The 17,113-nt window shown below is 69.2% G+C and carries 16 protein-coding genes and 1 riboswitch; of the genes, 7 read left to right on the plus strand and 9 right to left on the minus strand.

Translation table 11 applies throughout. The features are described 5' to 3' along the window. Nucleotides 1-44: 44 nt before the first annotated feature. Nucleotides 45-194, minus strand: a riboswitch (FMN riboswitch). An 81-nt stretch (nucleotides 195-275) separates the two neighbouring features. From ACYQ1L_RS05130 to sdhC, 9 genes are all read right to left on the minus strand, one after another. Further along, the gene (locus ACYQ1L_RS05130) at nucleotides 276-1,151 is read right to left on the minus strand and encodes an Fpg/Nei family DNA glycosylase (RefSeq protein WP_460003167.1); all 876 of its coding nucleotides are present in this window, start codon (nucleotides 1,149-1,151) and stop codon (nucleotides 276-278) included. 44 nt (nucleotides 1,152-1,195) lie between these two features. Then, entirely contained in the window at nucleotides 1,196-1,765 is a 570-nt protein-coding gene (locus ACYQ1L_RS05135; RefSeq protein ID WP_460003168.1) for a GNAT family N-acetyltransferase, read from the minus strand. A gap of 26 nt (nucleotides 1,766-1,791) precedes the next feature. Continuing rightward, nucleotides 1,792-2,796, minus strand: a complete 1,005-nt coding sequence (trpS, locus tag ACYQ1L_RS05140) for a tryptophan--tRNA ligase (protein ID WP_460003169.1) — start codon at nucleotides 2,794-2,796, stop codon at nucleotides 1,792-1,794. A 48-nt stretch (nucleotides 2,797-2,844) separates the two neighbouring features. Next, on the minus strand, nucleotides 2,845-3,738 hold the full coding sequence (locus tag ACYQ1L_RS05145; RefSeq protein WP_460003170.1) for an exodeoxyribonuclease III: 894 nt from the start codon (nucleotides 3,736-3,738) through the stop codon (nucleotides 2,845-2,847). 9 nt (nucleotides 3,739-3,747) lie between these two features. After that, nucleotides 3,748-4,737, minus strand: a complete 990-nt coding sequence (locus tag ACYQ1L_RS05150; protein WP_460003171.1) for a YihY/virulence factor BrkB family protein — start codon at nucleotides 4,735-4,737, stop codon at nucleotides 3,748-3,750. Between the two features lie 87 nt (nucleotides 4,738-4,824). Then, entirely contained in the window at nucleotides 4,825-5,598 is a 774-nt protein-coding gene (locus ACYQ1L_RS05155) for a succinate dehydrogenase iron-sulfur subunit (protein WP_460003172.1), read from the minus strand. Continuing rightward, entirely contained in the window at nucleotides 5,598-7,424 is a 1,827-nt protein-coding gene (gene sdhA / locus ACYQ1L_RS05160; protein WP_460003173.1) for a succinate dehydrogenase flavoprotein subunit, read from the minus strand. The genes ACYQ1L_RS05155 and sdhA overlap by 1 nt, the downstream gene beginning before the upstream one ends. Before the next feature lie 87 nt (nucleotides 7,425-7,511). Next, nucleotides 7,512-7,967, minus strand: coding sequence for a succinate dehydrogenase hydrophobic membrane anchor subunit (locus ACYQ1L_RS05165; RefSeq protein WP_460003174.1), 456 nt, complete (start codon nucleotides 7,965-7,967; stop codon nucleotides 7,512-7,514). After that, nucleotides 7,967-8,401, minus strand: coding sequence for a succinate dehydrogenase, cytochrome b556 subunit (gene sdhC, locus ACYQ1L_RS05170; RefSeq protein WP_159576596.1), 435 nt, complete (start codon nucleotides 8,399-8,401; stop codon nucleotides 7,967-7,969). The genes ACYQ1L_RS05165 and sdhC overlap by 1 nt, the downstream gene beginning before the upstream one ends. Nucleotides 8,402-8,626: 225 nt before the next feature. Here sdhC and ACYQ1L_RS05175 point away from each other — a divergent pair, with 225 nt between their 5' ends. The 7 genes from ACYQ1L_RS05175 (at nucleotide 8,627) to ACYQ1L_RS05205 (ending at nucleotide 17,084) form a co-directional block, all read left to right on the plus strand. Next, nucleotides 8,627-9,742 carry a mannose-1-phosphate guanylyltransferase gene (locus tag ACYQ1L_RS05175; RefSeq protein ID WP_460003175.1) on the plus strand — a complete coding sequence of 372 codons (1,116 nt, stop codon included), beginning with the start codon at nucleotides 8,627-8,629 and terminating at the stop codon, nucleotides 9,740-9,742. 232 nt (nucleotides 9,743-9,974) lie between these two features. Then, nucleotides 9,975-11,093, plus strand: coding sequence for a BMP family lipoprotein (locus tag ACYQ1L_RS05180; protein ID WP_460003176.1), 1,119 nt, complete (start codon nucleotides 9,975-9,977; stop codon nucleotides 11,091-11,093). Between the two features lie 117 nt (nucleotides 11,094-11,210). Continuing rightward, on the plus strand, nucleotides 11,211-12,728 hold the full coding sequence (locus ACYQ1L_RS05185) for an ABC transporter ATP-binding protein (protein ID WP_460003177.1): 1,518 nt from the start codon (nucleotides 11,211-11,213) through the stop codon (nucleotides 12,726-12,728). Next, a complete protein-coding gene (locus tag ACYQ1L_RS05190) occupies nucleotides 12,725-14,104 on the plus strand; it encodes an ABC transporter permease (protein WP_460003178.1) in 1,380 nt (459 codons plus the stop codon). The genes ACYQ1L_RS05185 and ACYQ1L_RS05190 overlap by 4 nt, the downstream gene beginning before the upstream one ends. Then, nucleotides 14,101-15,387, plus strand: coding sequence for an ABC transporter permease (locus ACYQ1L_RS05195; protein ID WP_460003179.1), 1,287 nt, complete (start codon nucleotides 14,101-14,103; stop codon nucleotides 15,385-15,387). Before ACYQ1L_RS05190 ends, ACYQ1L_RS05195 begins: the two co-directional genes overlap by 4 nt. A 9-nt stretch (nucleotides 15,388-15,396) precedes the next feature. After that, on the plus strand, nucleotides 15,397-15,792 hold the full coding sequence (locus tag ACYQ1L_RS05200) for a cytidine deaminase (protein ID WP_460003180.1): 396 nt from the start codon (nucleotides 15,397-15,399) through the stop codon (nucleotides 15,790-15,792). Next, on the plus strand, nucleotides 15,789-17,084 hold the full coding sequence (locus ACYQ1L_RS05205) for a thymidine phosphorylase (RefSeq protein WP_460003181.1): 1,296 nt from the start codon (nucleotides 15,789-15,791) through the stop codon (nucleotides 17,082-17,084). The genes ACYQ1L_RS05200 and ACYQ1L_RS05205 overlap by 4 nt, the downstream gene beginning before the upstream one ends. Nucleotides 17,085-17,113 lie beyond the last annotated feature (29 nt).

Genomic DNA, 17,113 nt, shown 5'->3' on the forward strand with positions numbered 1-17,113 from the left:
CCTCGTCCAGATCCAGGTCATCGGGGTCGGGCGCACGAGGATCGTGCGTGCTGCCTCTCATCCGGACTCGCGAGCGCTCGCTCGCATCACCGTCGGTTCCGGATTTCCACCGGATCGGCCTCGGATCCCTGTCGGATCTTCGGTTCGCGGACTGTCACCGCCGGTTCGGATTCTCACCGACCCCGGAGCACGTTGTGTTGCTCTCAGCTTAGTCAACGCGCATATGCCGGTTTCATTCCGGCGGATGCATCTGTGACGGCTCATGTCGTCCCCGGCTACTTCAGCAGCCGCGACAGCCGGCGGTCCGCGAGCAACTTGCCGCCCGTCTGGCAGGTCGGGCAGTACTCCAGCGAGCGGTTGGCGAAGAACACGCTGCGCACGGTGTCGCCGCAGACGGGGCACTTCTCGCCGCGCCGGGCGTGCACCTGCATGCCGCGGCGCTTCGCGTCTTTGAGGTCGGACGGCGGCTTGCCGCTCGCCGCGGTCACCGCCTCGCGCAGCGTCGCCTGCATCGCCTCGTACAGCCGCGTCACGTCGTCCTCGTCGAGACCGCCGGCCGGCGCGTACGGCGACATCCGCGCCGCGTGCAGGATCTCGTCCGAGTAGGCGTTGCCGATCCCGCCGATCACGCCCTGGTCGCGCAGCAGGCCCTTGATCTGGGTGCGGCGTCCCGCGAGCAGGGCGGCGAACGCGTCGCGGGTGAAGACGGGGTCGAGCGGATCCGGACCGAGCCGGGCGATTCCGGGGACATCCGCCGGATCCCGCACGACGTACACGGCGAGCGACTTCTTCGTGCCGGCCTCGGTGAGGTCGAACCCGCTGCCGTCGTCGAACGCGACCCGCAGCGCGATCGGGGACTTCCCCGGCCGGATCAGCGTCGTCGGCAGCTCGTCGTACCAGCGCAGCCAGCCCGCCTTGGCCAGGTGGAACACGAGGTGCAGCTGCAGCTCGGCGGCGTTCTCCAGCGTCAGGTCCAGGAACTTGCCGCGCCGCGCGGCTGCGCGCACGGTGGATCCGGGAAGGCCCGTGATCGGCGGATCGTACGTCTTGAGCGCGGAGATCGCCGACACGGAGGCGCGTGTGATCGTCAGCCCGACCGCGCGCTGAGCGAGGAAGTCGACCAGCCCCTGCACCTCTGGCATCTCCGGCATGGGTTCATCCTGCCACCGGTCGACGACATCGGGGCCGCTGCGGATCAGCCGAGATCGATCGGCCACTCGACCGGGCCGCGGTCGTCGGTGCGCAAGAGCGCGGCGCTCCAGCCGTCGTCGCGACCGCGCGGGCCGGCCAGCCCCTGCCGCAGCAGCCCCTCGTAGCGGAACCCGAGCGCGCGGGCGCTCCGCGCTGACGGGACATTGCCGACCACCGCCCGCCAGCGGATGTGGGCGAGGCCGACGTCGGCGAAGCCCCAGTCGATCACGGCGCGCGCGGCCTCGGTGAGGTAGCCCCTGCCGCGCGCGGATGCGGCGACCCAGTAGCCGAGCTCCGCGTCGCCGCCGGTCGGATGCGCGACGATGTGGTGCAGCCCGATCGACGCGACGAGCTCCGCGCCGGCGTGCGCGATCCATACCGTCTGGGAACCGTCCTCCCACCATTCGGCGGCGTGGCGGACGTAGTACTCGGCGTCCGCGCGCGAATAGGGGCTCGGGACCGTGGTCCAGCGGGCGATGTCCGGATCCTGGCATGCCGCCGTAATCGCGTCGACATCCGCGGATGCGGGCGCCCGCAGGGTGAGACGCGATGTGCGCAGTTCGACCGGTTCCATCGGTTCAGCCTCGGGGCGCCCCGGCCTCAGACCCGGCGGAGCAGGCCGACCCGGTCGTACACGTCGGCCAGGGTCTTGTCGGCGACCTCGTCGGCACGGGCGGCGTTGGCGGCGAGGATCCGGTCCAGCTCGGCGGGGTCGGCCAGCAGCTCGTTCGCCCGCTCGCGGACCGGGCCGAACTCGTTCACGACCACCTCGGCCAGGCCCTTCTTGAAGTCGCCGTAGCCGCGGCCCGCGTACTCGTCCTCGATCGCGGCGATCTGGCGCCCGGTGAGCGCCGCATAGATCGTCAGCAGGTTCGAGACGCCGGGCTTGTTCTCGCGGTCGTAGCGGACCGACCCCTCGTTGTCGGTGACAGCGCGCATGATCTTCTTCGCCGACTTCGCCGGGTCGTCGAGCAGCCACAGCACGCCGGCGTCCGACTCGGCCGACTTCGACATCTTCGACGTCGGGTTCTGCAGGTCGTAGATGCGCGCGGTGTCCTTCTGGATCACCGGGATCGGCACCACGAACGCCTCGCCGTAGCGCGAGTTGAAGCGCTCCGCGAGGTCGCGGGTCAGCTCGACGTGCTGCTTCTGGTCGTCGCCGACGGGCACGACGTCGGTCTGGTAGAGCAGGATGTCGGCGGCCATGAGCACCGGGTAGGTGAACAGGCCGACCGAGGTCGCGTCCGTGCCGTACCGCGCCGACTTGTCCTTGAACTGCGTCATCCGGCCAGCCTCGCCGAAGCCGGTGATGGTGGACAGGATCCAGGCGAGCTCGGCGTGCGCGCGCACGTGCGACTGCACGTACAGCGTCGACTTCGACGGCTCGATTCCCGCGGCGATGTACTGCGCGGCCGTCCGCCGGGTCTTCTCCCGGAGCTCGGCGGGATCGTTCGGCTGGGTCAGTGCGTGCAGGTCGACGACGGAGAAGAAGGCGTCGTAGGAGCTCTGCAGGTCCCGCCACTGCAGCAGCGCCCCGATGTAGTTGCCGGCCTGGAGGGAGTCGGCGGAGGGCTGCATTCCGGAGTAGAGGCGGGGCTTCGTCACGGATCAATCCTAGGGGGGGCGCGACAGGCGGCCCGACCGCCGCCCGCGTCAGTACGTGTAGTCGACGATGACGGGAGTGTGGTCGCTCCAGCGCTCGGCGTAGGTGGCCGCGCGGGCGACGCGGTAGTTCGTGGCGCGCGCGGCGAGCGGCGCGGTCGCGAGGTGATAGTCGATCCGCCAGCCGGCGTCGTTGTCGAACGCCTGGCCGCGCATCGTCCACCAGGTGTACGGACCGGGGACCTCGCCGGCCGCGACGCGTCCGACGTCGACCCAGCCGAGGCCCGTGCCGCCGCCCTCGGTCACGTACGGGCGCGTGTCGCTGAGCTGGCCCACCATGCCCCGGCCGATGCCCTCCTGGCCCACGGCAGGCTCGCCGGCGGCACCGAGGAACCGGTCGAAGTAGGCCCGCTCACGCGCGAGGAAGCCGGCCTTCTTGACATTCCCCTTCCAGTTCAGGATGTCGAGCGGCTTGTGTCCGACGTTCAGATCGCCCGTCACCAGCGCCAGCGCCCCGTCGGCGCCGAGTTCGCCCATGCGCGCGGTCATCGCGTCGAGGAACTTCCACTTCTCGTCCTGCTTGGGGGTGTCGGCCTCGCCGCTGTGCACGTAGGCGCTCACGACGGTGAGCGGGACGCCCCCCAGCACGAAGTCGGCCTCCAGCCAGCGCCCCTTCGAATCGAAGTCGTCGGGACCGAGCGCCGTGCGCGAGGCGAGCGCGGGCTCGCGGCTCAGCACGGCGACGCCCGCGCGCCCCTTCGCAGAGGCCTCGTCGTGCAGGATCGACCAGCCGGGGAAGGCCGCCTCGAGGTGCTCGTCCTGGGCGCGCACCTCCTGCAGGGTCAGCACGTCGACGTCTGCGCTGTCGAGCCAGGTGTGCATTCCATTGCGGACCGCGGCGCGGATCCCGTTGACGTTGACCGTGGCGATACGCAGGTGGGGCATGGATCCAGCCTAACGAGGGCGTCGGACACGGCGACGCGGGGGAGCAGCCGGGTCCTCGCCGGCAACCTGCACGGGCTGGCCGCGGTCCTCCGCGGTCAGCGCGATCCATGCGGCGGCGACGAGGATGACGATCGACACCCACCGGCACCACAGCAGCATCGCCACGATCACCGCGAACGTCGCCAGCAGCGGATTGCCGGGGGTGTGCGTGAGCAGCAGGCCGGCACCGAGCTGAAGCACCGTGACCGCCGCGCCGCCCAGCATCGCCCCGGGCAGGATCGTGCGCCAGACGAGGGCGGTCCCGGTGAGGAAGCGCACCAATAGCGCGATCGCGGCGGAGGCGATCACGAACATCACCACGACGGAGGCCCCTCGGGTGAGCACATCGAACGCGACGGTGCCGAGATGCCATCCGAACCGATCCAGCACCTGACGCAGCGCCCAGACCCCGCCGAAGCCCAGCGCCGATCCGACCAGCAGCGCCAGCCCGAACAGGATCCCGGCCAGCCCGTCGCGGAGCTTCAGCAGCACGATGCTGCGATCGTCGTACGGCAGCCGGAACATGTCCCGCACCGCCCGGCGGGTGAAGGTGATCGCGGTGACGGCGGTCCACGCGACGACGGCGGCCGCCACGACGCCGGTGATGCTCAGCACTCCGCCGGCGTCGGCGGCGAGCGACTGCACGTCTTCGGGATGGACGAGGCCGTGATCGCTGATGATCCCGGGGATGTAGCTGTTCGCGACCGCCGTGAGCAGGGCGATCGCCCGTTCGCTGCCGCCGAGCCAGATTCCGGCCGAGGCGAACGCGATGTACAGCAGCCCGAACACCGCGAACAGGCCCTGATAGCTCATGCCGGCCGACAGCAGGAAGCCGCCCTGCTGCAGGAACCGACGCCACAGCCGGATCGGGAACGCCCGCATCGTGCGTCGGGTGAGGGCCGCGGCGCGCTCGATCGGCGCCTCGAGCCGCGCTCTCAGCTCCGCTTCGGAATCCGCCACGCACTCACCCTAGCGAGGCCGTGGAACGCGAGGAGGCGCCGTCCCCTAGGGGAAGGCGCCTCCTCGACGGGCTCAGAGACCTCGGGTTCAGGGGCGGCCGCGCAGGATGGCCTGCTTGACCTCCGCGATCGCCTTGGTGACCTCGATGCCACGCGGGCAGGCCTCGGTGCAGTTGAAGGTCGTGCGGCAGCGCCAGACGCCCTCCTTGTCGTTGAGGATGTCCAGGCGCACATCGGCGGCGTCATCGCGGGAGTCGAAGATGAAGCGGTGCGCGTTCACGATCGCGGCCGGACCGAAGTACTGCCCGTCGGTCCAGAACACGGGGCACGACGAGGTGCATGCGGCGCAGAGGATGCACTTGGTGGTGTCGTCGAAGATGGCCCGGTCGGCGATCGACTGCACGCGCTCCTTGCCCTTCTCCGGCTCGCTCTTGGCGAGGAGGAACGGCTTGACCTCGCGGTAGGCGGCGAAGAACGGATCCATGTCGACGACGAGGTCCTTCTCCAGCGGCAGGCCCTTGATCGCCTCGACGTAGATCGGCTTGGAGATGTCCAGATCCTTGATCAGCGTCTTGCAGGCGAGGCGGTTGCGGCCGTTGATGCGCATCGCGTCGGATCCGCAGATGCCGTGCGCGCAGGAGCGGCGGAACGTGAGGGATCCGTCGACCTCCCACTTGATCTTGTGCAGCGCGTCGAGCACCCGGTCGGTCGAGTACAACTCCACGTCGTAGTCGACCCAGTGCGGCTCGCTGTCGACCTCGGGGTCGAAGCGACGGATGTTGAACGTCACCAGGAACGACTGCACCCCGGTGTCCTCGACGACGGTCTCGGTGACGACTTCCTCCACGACCTCCGCGGACATCAGTACTTCCTCTCCATCGGCGGGTAGTTCAACTCGCCCTGCTCGTTCTTCGTGAAGACGACCGGCTTCCAGTCGAGCTTGATGTGGTCGCTCGGCGTCGACGAGTGCGGGTCGCCGGTCAGATACGCCATCGTGTGCTTCATGTACTTCTCGTCATCGCGCTTCGGGAAGTCGTCGCGCATGTGGCCGCCGCGGCTCTCCTCGCGGTTCTGCGCCGCATAGACGACGACCTCGGCGATGTCGAGCAGGAAGCCCAGCTCGACGGCCTCGAGCAGGTCGGTGTTGAACCGATGGCCCTTGTCGTCGACGTGCACGTTCTTGTAGCGCTCGCGCAGCTCCGCGATCACGCCCAGCACGTGCTGGAGGGAGTCGTGGGTCCGGAACACCTGGGCGCCCCGGTCCATCTCCTCCTGCAGCTTCTTGCGCAGCACGGCGATGCGCTCGGTGCCGGCGTTGTTGCGCAGGCCCTCGAGCATGTCCTGCACGTCCTTCTCCGGGTGCTCCGGGAGGGGCAGGAAGTCGGCCGTCTTGACGTACTGGACCGCGTTGCGGCCCGACCGCTTGCCGAACACGTTGATGTCCAGCAGCGAGTTCGTGCCGAGGCGGTTCGCGCCGTGGACCGAGACGCAGGCGCACTCGCCCGCGGCGTACAGGCCGGGGACGACGGTGTCGTTGTCGGCGAGCACCTCGCCGTTGTTGTTCGTCGGGATGCCGCCCATCGCGTAGTGCGCGGTCGGCATCACCGGAACGGGCTCGACGACCGGGTCGACGCCGAGGTAGGTGCGCGCGAACTCGGTGATGTCGGGCAGCTTGGTCTCCAGCACCTCCGCGCCCAGGTGCGTGCAGTCCAGCAGCACGTAGTCCTTGTGCGGGCCGGCGCCGCGGCCCTCCGCGACCTCCTGCACCATGCAGCGGGCGACGATGTCACGGGGGGCGAGGTCCTTGATGGTGGGGGCGTAGCGCTCCATGAAGCGCTCGCCCGAGGCGTTGCGCAGGATCGCACCCTCACCACGGGCGCCCTCGGTGAGCAGGATGCCGAGTCCGGCGAGGCCGGTGGGGTGGAACTGGAAGAACTCGAGGTCCTCCAGCGGCAGGCCCTTGCGCCACACGATGCCGACGCCGTCGCCGGTGAGGGTGTGCGCATTGGAGGTGGTCTTGAAGATCTTGCCGAAGCCGCCGGTCGCGAAGATCACGGCCTTGGCGTGGAAGACGTGCAGGTCGCCGGTGGCGAGCTCGTAGGCGACGACGCCCGCGATCCCCGTCTTGCCGGCCTCGTCCTTCACCGTGATGAGGTCGAGCACGTAGAACTCGTTGAAGAAGTTGATGCCGAGCTTGACGCAGTTCTGGAACAGCGTCTGCAGGATCATGTGGCCGGTGCGGTCGGCCGCGTAGCAGGCCCGGCGCACGGGGGTCTTGCCGTGCTCGGCCGTGTGCCCGCCGAAGCGGCGCTGGTCGATCTTGCCCTCGGGCGTGCGGTTGAAGGGCAGGCCCATGTTCTCGAGGTCGATGACCGCGTCGATGGCCTCCTTGGCGAGGATCTCCGCCGCGTCCTGGTCGACGAGGTAGTCGCCGCCCTTGACGGTGTCGAACGTGTGCCACTCCCAGCTGTCCTCCTCGACGTTCGCGAGCGCCGCGGCCATGCCGCCCTGCGCCGCGCCCGTGTGGGAGCGCGTGGGGTACAGCTTCGAGATCACCGCGGTCTTGGCGCCGGGACCGGCCTCGATCGCCGCGCGCATGCCGGCACCGCCGGCGCCGACGATCACGATGTCGAACTGATGGTGGTGCACGCCGTTCTTGACGACGGAATCCTGGGTCTCAGTGGTCACTGGTTCCTGCCCTCACTCTTTACTCATCTCGCCGCTGCCGCTGGAGGCTGTCTGAATCTCTCGCCGCTGATCGCTCGGAACCGCCGGCTACTTGCCCAGCGCCTTGCAGGTGTCCCACATGGCGCCGCTCTCGAACACGCCGTTACACGGGTCGAAGGTGAACACGACCAGGGTGCCGAGGAGGATGAGCAGCGCGGCGGCCAGACCCAGCACGACGAGCAGCGTCTTGCGGACGCCGGCGTGGCCCACGTAGTCGTTGACGACCGTGCGCATGCCGTTCGCGCCGTGGATGAGGGCCAGCCACAGCATCAGCACGTCCCACCACTGCCAGAACGGCGTGGCGTACTTGCCGGCGACGAAGGCGAAGTCCAGCGCATGGATGCCCTCGCCGAGCATCAGGTTGACGAACAGGTGGCCGAAGATCAGCACGACGAGCACGACGCCCGACACGCGCATGTAGATCCAGCCCCACTTCTCCCAGTTCACGCCCTTGTTGCGGCGCGGAGCGGCGAGGTGCTGCGTGGTGAAGACGTCGGCGGCCATCAGCTCGCACCTCCCACGTGAGAGAACACGTTGATCAGGTGGCGCGGCACGAAGCCGGCCAGCAGCACCAGCCAGAGGCCGATCACGATCCAGAACATCTGCTTCTGGTACTGCGCGCCCTTCGACCAGACGTCGACGAGGATGATCCGCAGGCCGTTCAGCGCGTGGAACACGATGGCCGCCACGAGGACCGTCTCGCCGAGACCCATGATCGGGTTCTTGTACGTGCCGAGGACCGCGTTGTACGCCTCCGGCGACACCCGGATGAGCGACGTGTCCAGCACGTGCACCAGGAGGAAGAAGAAGATGGCGATTCCGGTGATGCGATGCAGAACCCACGACCACATGCCTTCGCGACCCCGGTAGAGGGTGCCGCGCGGCGTCTTGGACGTGGTTTCCGCAATCGAAGGTGTCAAGCGCGTGCTTGCGGACACAGTCGTCCTCCCTGATCTAAGCGGCGGATCGCGGCGCGCTGGCGTCCGATCCCCCTCATCCTATTCCTGTCATCTCCCTGGGAGCGACGAAGGCGACCCTTAGCGGGTATGCGCATCTGCGATCGTCTCCATGCACGGATGCGATCGAGCCGGGCGGCGGAACCCCGGCTGCGGGCGCGCCGTCGCTTCTCATCGGATCCGAGCGGCCCCGGCTAGCCTGGGGTCATGCGCGAGCCCATCCCCGACTTCTACGCCGTCATCCCCGCCGGAGGCATCGGAAGCAGGCTGTGGCCGTTGTCGCGCGCGGACGCGCCGAAGTTCCTGCATGATCTGACCGGCTCCGGACAGTCCCTGCTGCGCGACACCTGGGATCGCCTGGAGCCGCTCGCGGGCCCTGACCGGATCGCCGTGGTGACCGGACGAGCCCATCGTGCCGCCGTGGAGGCGCAGCTCCCGGGCATCCCCGACAGGAACGTCTTCCTGGAGTCGGAGCCGCGCGAGTCTGCCGCGGCGATCGGCCTTGCGGCAGCGATCCTGCACCGGCGCGATCCGGACGTGATCATCGGATCCTTCAGCGCCGACCACGTCATCCGCGGCACCCGGGTCTTCGAGTTCGCGGTGCGCGACGCCGTCGAGGTGGCGCGTCGGGGATACATCGTCACGATCGGCATCACTCCGACCGAGCCGGCCGTCGGGTTCGGATACATCAAGCAGGGCGCGGAGATCGTCGTCGAGGGCGCCCGGGAGGCGTCTCTGGTGGAGCGCTTCGTCGAGAAGCCCGATCTGGCCACCGCGAGGACGTACGTCGCCGATCGCAGCTATCTCTGGAACGCCGGCATGTTCATCAGTCGCGCCGACGTGCTCCTGGCCGAACTCGAGCGGCACCAGCCCGCTCTGCACGCCGGGCTCCTCGAGCTGGCGGAGGCGTGGGACGACCGCGAACGCCGTGGTCCCGTGGTCGACAGGGTCTGGCCCGCGCTCCCGAAGATCGCGATCGACTACGCCGTCGCCGAACCGGCGGCGGAGAGCGGCCGGCTGGCCGTGGTGCCCGGCCATTTCGACTGGGACGACGTGGGGGACTTCGCTTCTCTCACCAAGCTCATCCTCAACGGGCGCAAGAACGACCTCGCCGTGCTGGGCCCCTCGGCCCGGGTGCTCTCCGACGCGGCCAGCGGGATCCTGGTCAGCCAGACCTCGCGCGTGATCAGCCTCGTGGGCGTGCAGGACATCGTCGTCGTGGACACGCCCGACGCCCTTCTCGTCACCACCACCGAGCATGCGCAGCGGGTGAAGGGCGTGGTGGAGTCGCTCAAGCTCAACGGGCGCGGCGACGTGCTCTGACGCGTCCGCCCGGTGCGCCGAGGCGTCCGGTCGCGCCTGCAGATGCGCACTCGCCTGCACAAAAGCGGAAGACGTCTGATGCCCGTGCTCATCTGAGCAGCGGCAAGCGCATGTGATCTCATGTTTGTAACCATTGAGTCCAGCGACGCGGACGAGGATGCCCGATCTTCGTCATAGTCGGTAACTTTCAAGTGTCCCGCGATGGCCGCGGGCTCGTTTTCTGGAGGCCCGAGTGACCATCTCCCTCACCAAGAAGCTGATCGGCGCGACCGTCGCTGCCGGTGTCATCGTCGCCCTGGCAGGATGCGGATCCGCGCCTGCTCCGGCCGGCTCGAGCGGCGGCGCGAAGCCCGCTGACGCGAACTTCAAGCCCTGCCTCGTCTCCGACAGCGGCGGCTTCAACGACAAGTCCTTCAACGAGTCGGCCAAGAACGGCATCGAGAAGGCCGGCAAGGAGCTCGGCGTCAAGCCGATCACCACCGAGTCCAAGTCGGACAATGACTACAAGAGCAACATCGACTCCCTGATCGCCGGCAAGTGCACGCTGATCATCGGCGTGGGCTTCAAGCTCGACGCCGCGATCTCGGCCGCCGCGCAGGCGAACCCGAAGATCGACTTCGGCATCATCGACTCCATCGCCGACACCAACAACGACGGCAAGCCGGACGCGCCGAACATCAAGCCGCTGCTGTTCGACACCGCTCAGGCCGCGTACCTCGGCGGTTACGCCGCCGCGGCATGGTCGGCTCAGGCCGGTGCGAACAAGGTCGGCACCTTCGGCGGCATGCAGATCCCGCCGGTGACGATCTTCATGGACGGCTTCGTCGACGGCGTGAAGAAGTACGACGAGGACAAGGGCGTCAAGGTCGAGTCGTTCGGCTGGGACAAGGACGCGCAGAAGGGCTCCTTCACCGGTGAGTTCAAGGCGAACGACACCGCGAAGCAGACCGCGCAGGGCATCCTCGACCAGGGCGTCGACGTGATCCTGCCCGTCGGCGGCCCGATCTACCTGTCCGCGAGCGCCGCCATCAAGGACAGCGGCAAGAAGACCGTCATGCTCGGCGTCGACTCCGACCTCGCCGTCGCCGACCCGTCGGTCGCCGACCAGATCCTGGTGTCCATCATGAAGCGCATCGACGACGCGGTGTACACCACCGTGACCGAGACCGCGAAGGGATCGTTCGACGCGACCCCGTACGTCGGCACCCTGGAGAACAACGGCGTCGGCCTGTCCTCCTTCCACGACTTCGAGAGCAAGCTCCCGAAGGGCCTCACCGACGAGCTGAAGGCCCTGCAGGAGAAGATCATCAAGGGCGAGATCAAGGTCTCCTCGCCCAGCTCGCCGAAGTAATCACCCTCACCTGGCGCGGGACGTCTCCGCTCCGCCGTCGTCGCTCCGGCGCGACGGCCGGGGTGGGGCGTCCCGCGCTCTTTCCCGCCTCCGAGGCCCCCGGATAAGGTCACTGATATGAAGCTTGAGCTGCGCGGCATCACGAAACGCTTCGGATCCCTCGTCGCCAACGACCACATCGACGTGGTCGTCGAGCCCGGCGAGATCCACGCCCTGCTGGGCGAGAACGGCGCCGGCAAATCGACCCTGATGAACGTGCTCTACGGCCTGTACCAGGCCGACGAGGGCGAGATCCTGCTCGACGACGTGCCGCAGCACTTCCGCGGTCCGGGTGACGCCATGGCCGCAGGCATCGGGATGGTGCATCAGCACTTCATGCTGATCCCCGTGTTCACCGTCGCCGAGAACGTGATGCTCGGGCACGAGCAGTCCAAGGGCCTCGGCGTGCTGGACATCGCCGCCGCGCGTGAGCACGTGCGCTCCGTCGCGGCGCGCTTCGGTTTCGAGGTCGACCCCGACGCGATCGTGGGAGATCTGCCGGTCGGCGTGCAGCAGCGCGTGGAGATCATCAAGGCGCTGAGCCGCGACGCGAAGGTGCTCGTGTTCGACGAGCCCACCGCGGTGCTCACACCCCAGGAGACCGACGAGCTCATGGGGATCATGAAGCAGCTGCGCGACGAGGGCACGGCGATCGTCTTCATCACCCACAAGCTGCGCGAGGTCCGCGCGATCGCGGACCGGATCACGGTCATCCGGCTGGGCAAGGTCGTCGGCGAGGCGGACCCGCAGTCCTCCAACACCGAGCTCGCATCGATGATGGTCGGCCGGGCGGTCGAGCTCACCGTGCACAAGGACCCGCCGCGGATCGGGGAGGGCCAGGGGCTGGTCGTCAGCGATCTCCGCGTGATCGGCGCCGACGGCGTGGTGATCGTGGACGGGGTGAGCTTCCAGGTGCGCCCCGGGGAGGTGCTCGCCATCGCGGGTGTGCAGGGCAACGGTCAGACCGAGCTCGCCGAGGCGATCATGGGCCTCGACACCCGCACCACCGGCTCGATCCGCCTGGAAGGCGTCGAGCTCGTCGGGCGCACCGTGAACCAGGTGCTCGCCGCGGGTGTGGGCTTCGTCCCGGAGGACCGCAACGAGGACGGCCTGGTGGGCGCGTTCTCGGTCGCCGAGAACCTCATGCTCGATCGTTCGGACGATCCGTTCTTCACTCGTGCCGGCACGATCCGCCGCGGCGTCCTGGACGAGTTCGCCCGCGAGCGCATCACCGAGTTCGACATCCGCACGCAGGGCCCCGGCCAGGCCGCGGGCTCCCTGTCGGGCGGAAACCAGCAGAAGGTCGTCATCGCGCGAGAGCTCAACCGCGAGCTCAAGCTCCTGCTCGCCTCGCAGCCCACGCGCGGCGTCGATGTCGGATCCATCGAGTTCATCCACAAGCGCATCGTCGCCACCCGTGACTCCGGCATCCCGGTGATCGTGGTGTCCACGGAGCTGGACGAGGTGGTGGCGCTCGCCGACCGCATCGCGGTGATGTACCGCGGTCGCGTCGTCGGGATCGTCCCGGCGGACACCCCGCGCGATGTGCTCGGTCTGATGATGGCCGGCGAGAACCCGACGGAGGAAGCCGCATGAGCACCGCATCCGAGCCCACCGCCGGGACGCCGGCGCCCGAGCCGGCGCCGAGCGCCGACGGCGGACCCGTGGCGCCCGCCCCCGACGAGCCGCGGATCTCCGCGGCCCCGCCGACGCGCAACATCCAGGAGATCCCGGTGTCGAACCGGGTGCTCCGCGAGATCCTGCGGGGCAGCGCCGTCACCACCGTGCTCGCGATCCTGCTCGCGCTGATCGTCGGCGGTGTCCTCATCGCGGTCACCAACCCCGACGTGCAGACCGCGTCCGGCTACTTCTTCGCGCGGCCGACCGACACCCTCGGCGCCGCGTGGACGGCGGTGTGGGGCGGCTACTCGGCACTGTTCACCGGATCCGTCATCGACTTCTCCGCGCCCGACTTCGCCTCGGCGATCAAGCCGCTGGGCAACACCATCGGCTTCGCCGTGCCGCTGATCGCCGCGGGGCTCGGCGTCGCTGTCGCGTTCCGGGTCGCCCTGTTCAACATCGGTGCACGCGGGCAGATGCTCATCGCCTGCGCGGCCGCCGCGCTGTTCACGTTCCAGCTCCAGCTGCCCGCGATCATCCAGGTGCCGCTCACCCTCATCGTCGGCATCGTCGCGGGCGCGCTGTGGGGCGGCCTGGTGGGTCTGCTCAAGGCGCGCACGGGAGCGCACGAGGTGATCCTCACGATCATGCTCAACTACATCGCGTTCTACCTCGTCACCTGGATGGTGCGCGTCCCGGAGCTGCTGCAGAAGCCGAACCAGATCCAGCCGATCTCGCGGCCCACGCCGGCCAGCGGTCAGCTTCCGAAACTGCCCGGCCTCGGCGACCTCGACCTGGGCATCGTGCTCGTCATCGTCGCGACGGTGTTCGTGTGGTGGCTGATCGAGCGCTCCAGCCTCGGCTTCCGGATGCGCGCGGTGGGCGAGAACCCGCACGCCGCGCGGGCGGCGGGCATCAGCGTGCCTCGGATCTACATCTACGCGATGCTGATCTCCGGCGGCCTGGCGGGCCTCGCCGGCATGATCCAGATCCAGAGCACGATCACGAGCGGGTTCGACGGCGGCATCGACGCCGGCATCGGCTTCACCGCCATCACCGTCGCGCTGCTGGGCCGCAGCCGCGCCTGGGGCACGTTCTGGGCCGGCCTGCTCTTCGGTGCGCTCAAGGCCGGATCCTTCCCGATGCAGGCGCTGCAGTCGATCCCGGTCGACATCGTGCTGGTCGTGCAGTCGCTGATCGTGCTGTTCATCGCCGCGCCGCCGCTGGTGCGCGCCATCTTCTTCCTGCCCAAGGACGACGCGGAGCTCTCGCCCCGTGCGCGAGCGCGTCGCGCGGCGCGGCGGGCCGCGCATCGTACCGATTCCTCCGACTCGAAGGCGGCGGCCGCATGAGCACCTCCCTGTCCTCGCCCGCGGCGATCGAAGAGCCGACCGTCATCAAGGTGCGCTCGCTGAAGTCCCCGGTCACCCTGCTGATCATCGCGGCCCTGCTCGGGCTGCTGTTCCTCCTCGTGCCGCGCTACGGCACCACGACCTACCGGCTCGCCGACAAGGGCGCCGTGATCGCGCTCGGCGACGTGGCGGTGCCGGCGGGCCCGGTGATCTGGGTCACCTGGGCGCTCGCCGTCGCCCTCGCCGTCGCAGCCCTGGTCGCCGCACTCGGCTACCGCCGGTTCGGGCTGTGGCTGCCGATCGTGTACGCGGCGCTCGCCATGACCGCGTTCCTCACCTGGTCCGGGGCGGGTGCATCGGGCGCGATCACCCTGGCAGGGCTCCTCGGCGGATCCGTCTCCCTCGCCGTGCCGCTCGTGTTCGGCGCCCTCGGTGGCGTGATCGGCGAGCGCGTGGGCGTGGTCAACGTGGCGATCGAAGGCCAGTTCCTGCTCGGCGCGTTCACCGCGACGATCCTGTCCTCCGTCACGCACAACGCCTTCGTGGGCCTCATCGGCGCGATGCTGGGCGGCGTGGTGGTCGCCTTCGTGCTCGCGGCGTTCGCCATCCGGTACGTCGTCGACCAGGTCATCGTCGGCGTCGTGCTGAACGTCTTCGTCTCCGGCCTGACCGGCTTCCTCTACGGCGCCGTGCTCGCACCCAACGGACAGACCCTGAACACGGCGACGCGCTTCTCCCTGGTGAAGATCCCGATCCTCAGCGACATCCCGGTCATCGGCCCGGCGCTGTTCAACCAGACGTTCCTCGTGTACCTCATGTACTTCACCGTCGCTCTGGTGGCATGGGGCATGTACCGCACCCGGTGGGGCCTGAGGCTGCGCGCCGTGGGCGAGCACCCCCAGGCGGCCGACACCGTGGGCATCAAGGTCAATCCGACCCGGTTCTGGAACGTGCTGCTCGCGGGCGCGATCGCCGGCGTCGGCGGTGCGTACTTCACGCTGGTCTCCGTGCCGCAGTTCACGAAGGACATGACGGCGGGCCTGGGCTTCATCGCCCTCGCCGCCGTGATCTTCGGCCGCTGGGATCCGGTGCGCGCGACCCTGGCCGCGCTGCTCTTCGGCTTCGCGACCAACCTGCAGAACCTGCTGTCGGTGCTGAAGACGCCCATCCCCAGCGAGTTCATGCTCATGCTGCCGTACCTGGTCACCGTGCTCGCCGTCGTCGGGTTCGTCGGGCAGATCCGCGGGCCGGCAGCGTCCGGCAAGCCGTACATCAAGTCCTAGGAGGATCCGGTGGACATCGACTGGGATGAGCTGCGTCGCGTCGCGGACGAGGCGCAGCGGAAGGCCTACGCGCCCTACTCGCACTACCGGGTGGGAGCCGCCGCGCTCGTCGACGACGGACGGATCGTCTCCGGCTGCAACGTCGAGAACGCGTCCTACGGCGTCACCCTGTGCGCCGAGTGCGCGATGGTGGGCGATCTGTTCATGTCGGGCGGGGGACGGCTGATCGCGTTCCTCTGCGTGAACGGCGAGGGCGAGACGATCATGCCGTGCGGCCGGTGCCGGCAGCTGCTCTACGAGCACTCCGCACCGGGCATGCTGCTGGAGACCGTCTCCGGCATCAGGACGATCGATGAAGTGCTGCCCGATGCGTTCGGGCCGAGAGATCTGGAGAATGCGCGATGAGCACGGTGGAGCCTTTCGACGCAGTGGACGTCATCCGCATCAAGCGCGACGGCGGGGCTGTGCCGGAGCCGGCCCTGCGGTGGATGGTGGACGCGTACACCCGCGGCTACGTCACGGATCCGCAGATGGCGTCGTTCGCGATGGCCGTGTTCCAGCGCGGCATGCAGCGCGACGAGATCCGGGTGCTCACCGACGCGATGATCGCGTCGGGGGAGAGGATGAGCTTCGCCGCCCTCGGCAAGAAGACCGTCGACAAGCACTCCACCGGCGGGGTCGGCGACAAGATCACGCTGCCCCTCGCGCCGCTCGTGGCGAGCTTCGGGGTCGCGGTGCCGCAGCTGAGCGGGCGCGGCCTCGGTCACACCGGCGGCACGCTCGACAAGCTCGAGTCGATCCCGGGCTGGCGCGCGGCCCTGAGCAACGAGGAGATGTTCGCGCAGCTGCAGGGCGACGTCGGCGCGGTGATCTGCGCGGCCGGATCCGGCCTCGCCCCCGCCGACAAGAAGCTCTACGCCCTGCGCGACGTCACCGGCACGGTCGAGGCGATCCCGCTGATCGCGTCGAGCATCATGTCGAAGAAGATCGCCGAGGGCACGGACGCGCTCGTCCTGGACGTGAAGTTCGGATCCGGGGCGTTCATGCAGGACATCGACCGGGCGCGCGAGCTGGCGCGCACCATGGTCGAGCTCGGCACCGACTCCGGCGTGTCGACGACCGCGCTGCTCACCGACATGAACGTGCCGCTGGGCCTCGCGATCGGCAACGCGAACGAGGTGCGCGAATCCGTCGAGGTGCTCGCGGGCGGCGGTCCCGCCGATGTGCGCGAGCTCACCCTCGCGCTCGCCCGGGAGATGCTGGGGCTCAGCGGCCAGCCCGACGCGGATGTCGAGAAGGCGCTGGACGACGGTCGGGCCATGGATTCCTGGAAGGCCATGATCCGCGCCCAGGACGGCGACCCGGATGCGGCTCTGCCGCTCCCGCGCGAGACGCACACGGTCACCGCGGACGCCGACGGCCTCATCACCCGCATGGACGCGCTGCCCTTCGGGATCGGCGCGTGGCGGCTCGGCGCCGGACGGGCGCGCGCGGAGGACGCCGTGGTGTTCGCCGCGGGCATCGACCTGCACGTCAAGCCCGGCGACTCCGTCCGCGCCGGGGATCCGGTGTTCACCCTGTCCGCCGACGACCCGGCACGCTTCGAGCGCGCCCTCGAGGCCGTCGCGGGAGCCTGGGAGATCGGCGCCGCGCCGATCGCGCGCGGCCCCCTCGTGCGCGAGCGGATCACGGCCTAGGCTGATGCCGGGCGGTGCGCCGCCTCGAC

It is taken from the genome of Microbacterium xylanilyticum (genome assembly GCF_054654695.1).

Excerpts from the sequence above, each read along its gene's own strand:
- ACYQ1L_RS05130 (WP_460003167.1), bottom strand. The coding sequence starts at position 1,151 with ATGCCGGAGATGCCAGAGGTGCAGGGGCTGGTCGACTTCCTCGCTCAG.
- ACYQ1L_RS05135 (WP_460003168.1), bottom strand. The coding sequence starts at position 1,765 with ATGGAACCGGTCGAACTGCGCACATCGCGTCTCACCCTGCGGGCGCCC.
- ACYQ1L_RS05145 (WP_460003170.1), bottom strand. The coding sequence starts at position 3,738 with ATGCCCCACCTGCGTATCGCCACGGTCAACGTCAACGGGATCCGCGCC.
- ACYQ1L_RS05155 (WP_460003172.1), bottom strand. The coding sequence starts at position 5,598 with ATGTCCGCGGAGGTCGTGGAGGAAGTCGTCACCGAGACCGTCGTCGAG.
- ACYQ1L_RS05165 (WP_460003174.1), bottom strand. The coding sequence starts at position 7,967 with ATGGCCGCCGACGTCTTCACCACGCAGCACCTCGCCGCTCCGCGCCGC.
- ACYQ1L_RS05175 (WP_460003175.1), top strand. The coding sequence starts at position 8,627 with ATGCGCGAGCCCATCCCCGACTTCTACGCCGTCATCCCCGCCGGAGGC.
- ACYQ1L_RS05185 (WP_460003177.1), top strand. The coding sequence starts at position 11,211 with ATGAAGCTTGAGCTGCGCGGCATCACGAAACGCTTCGGATCCCTCGTC.
- ACYQ1L_RS05190 (WP_460003178.1), top strand. The coding sequence starts at position 12,725 with ATGAGCACCGCATCCGAGCCCACCGCCGGGACGCCGGCGCCCGAGCCG.
- ACYQ1L_RS05195 (WP_460003179.1), top strand. The coding sequence starts at position 14,101 with ATGAGCACCTCCCTGTCCTCGCCCGCGGCGATCGAAGAGCCGACCGTC.
- ACYQ1L_RS05205 (WP_460003181.1), top strand. The coding sequence starts at position 15,789 with ATGAGCACGGTGGAGCCTTTCGACGCAGTGGACGTCATCCGCATCAAG.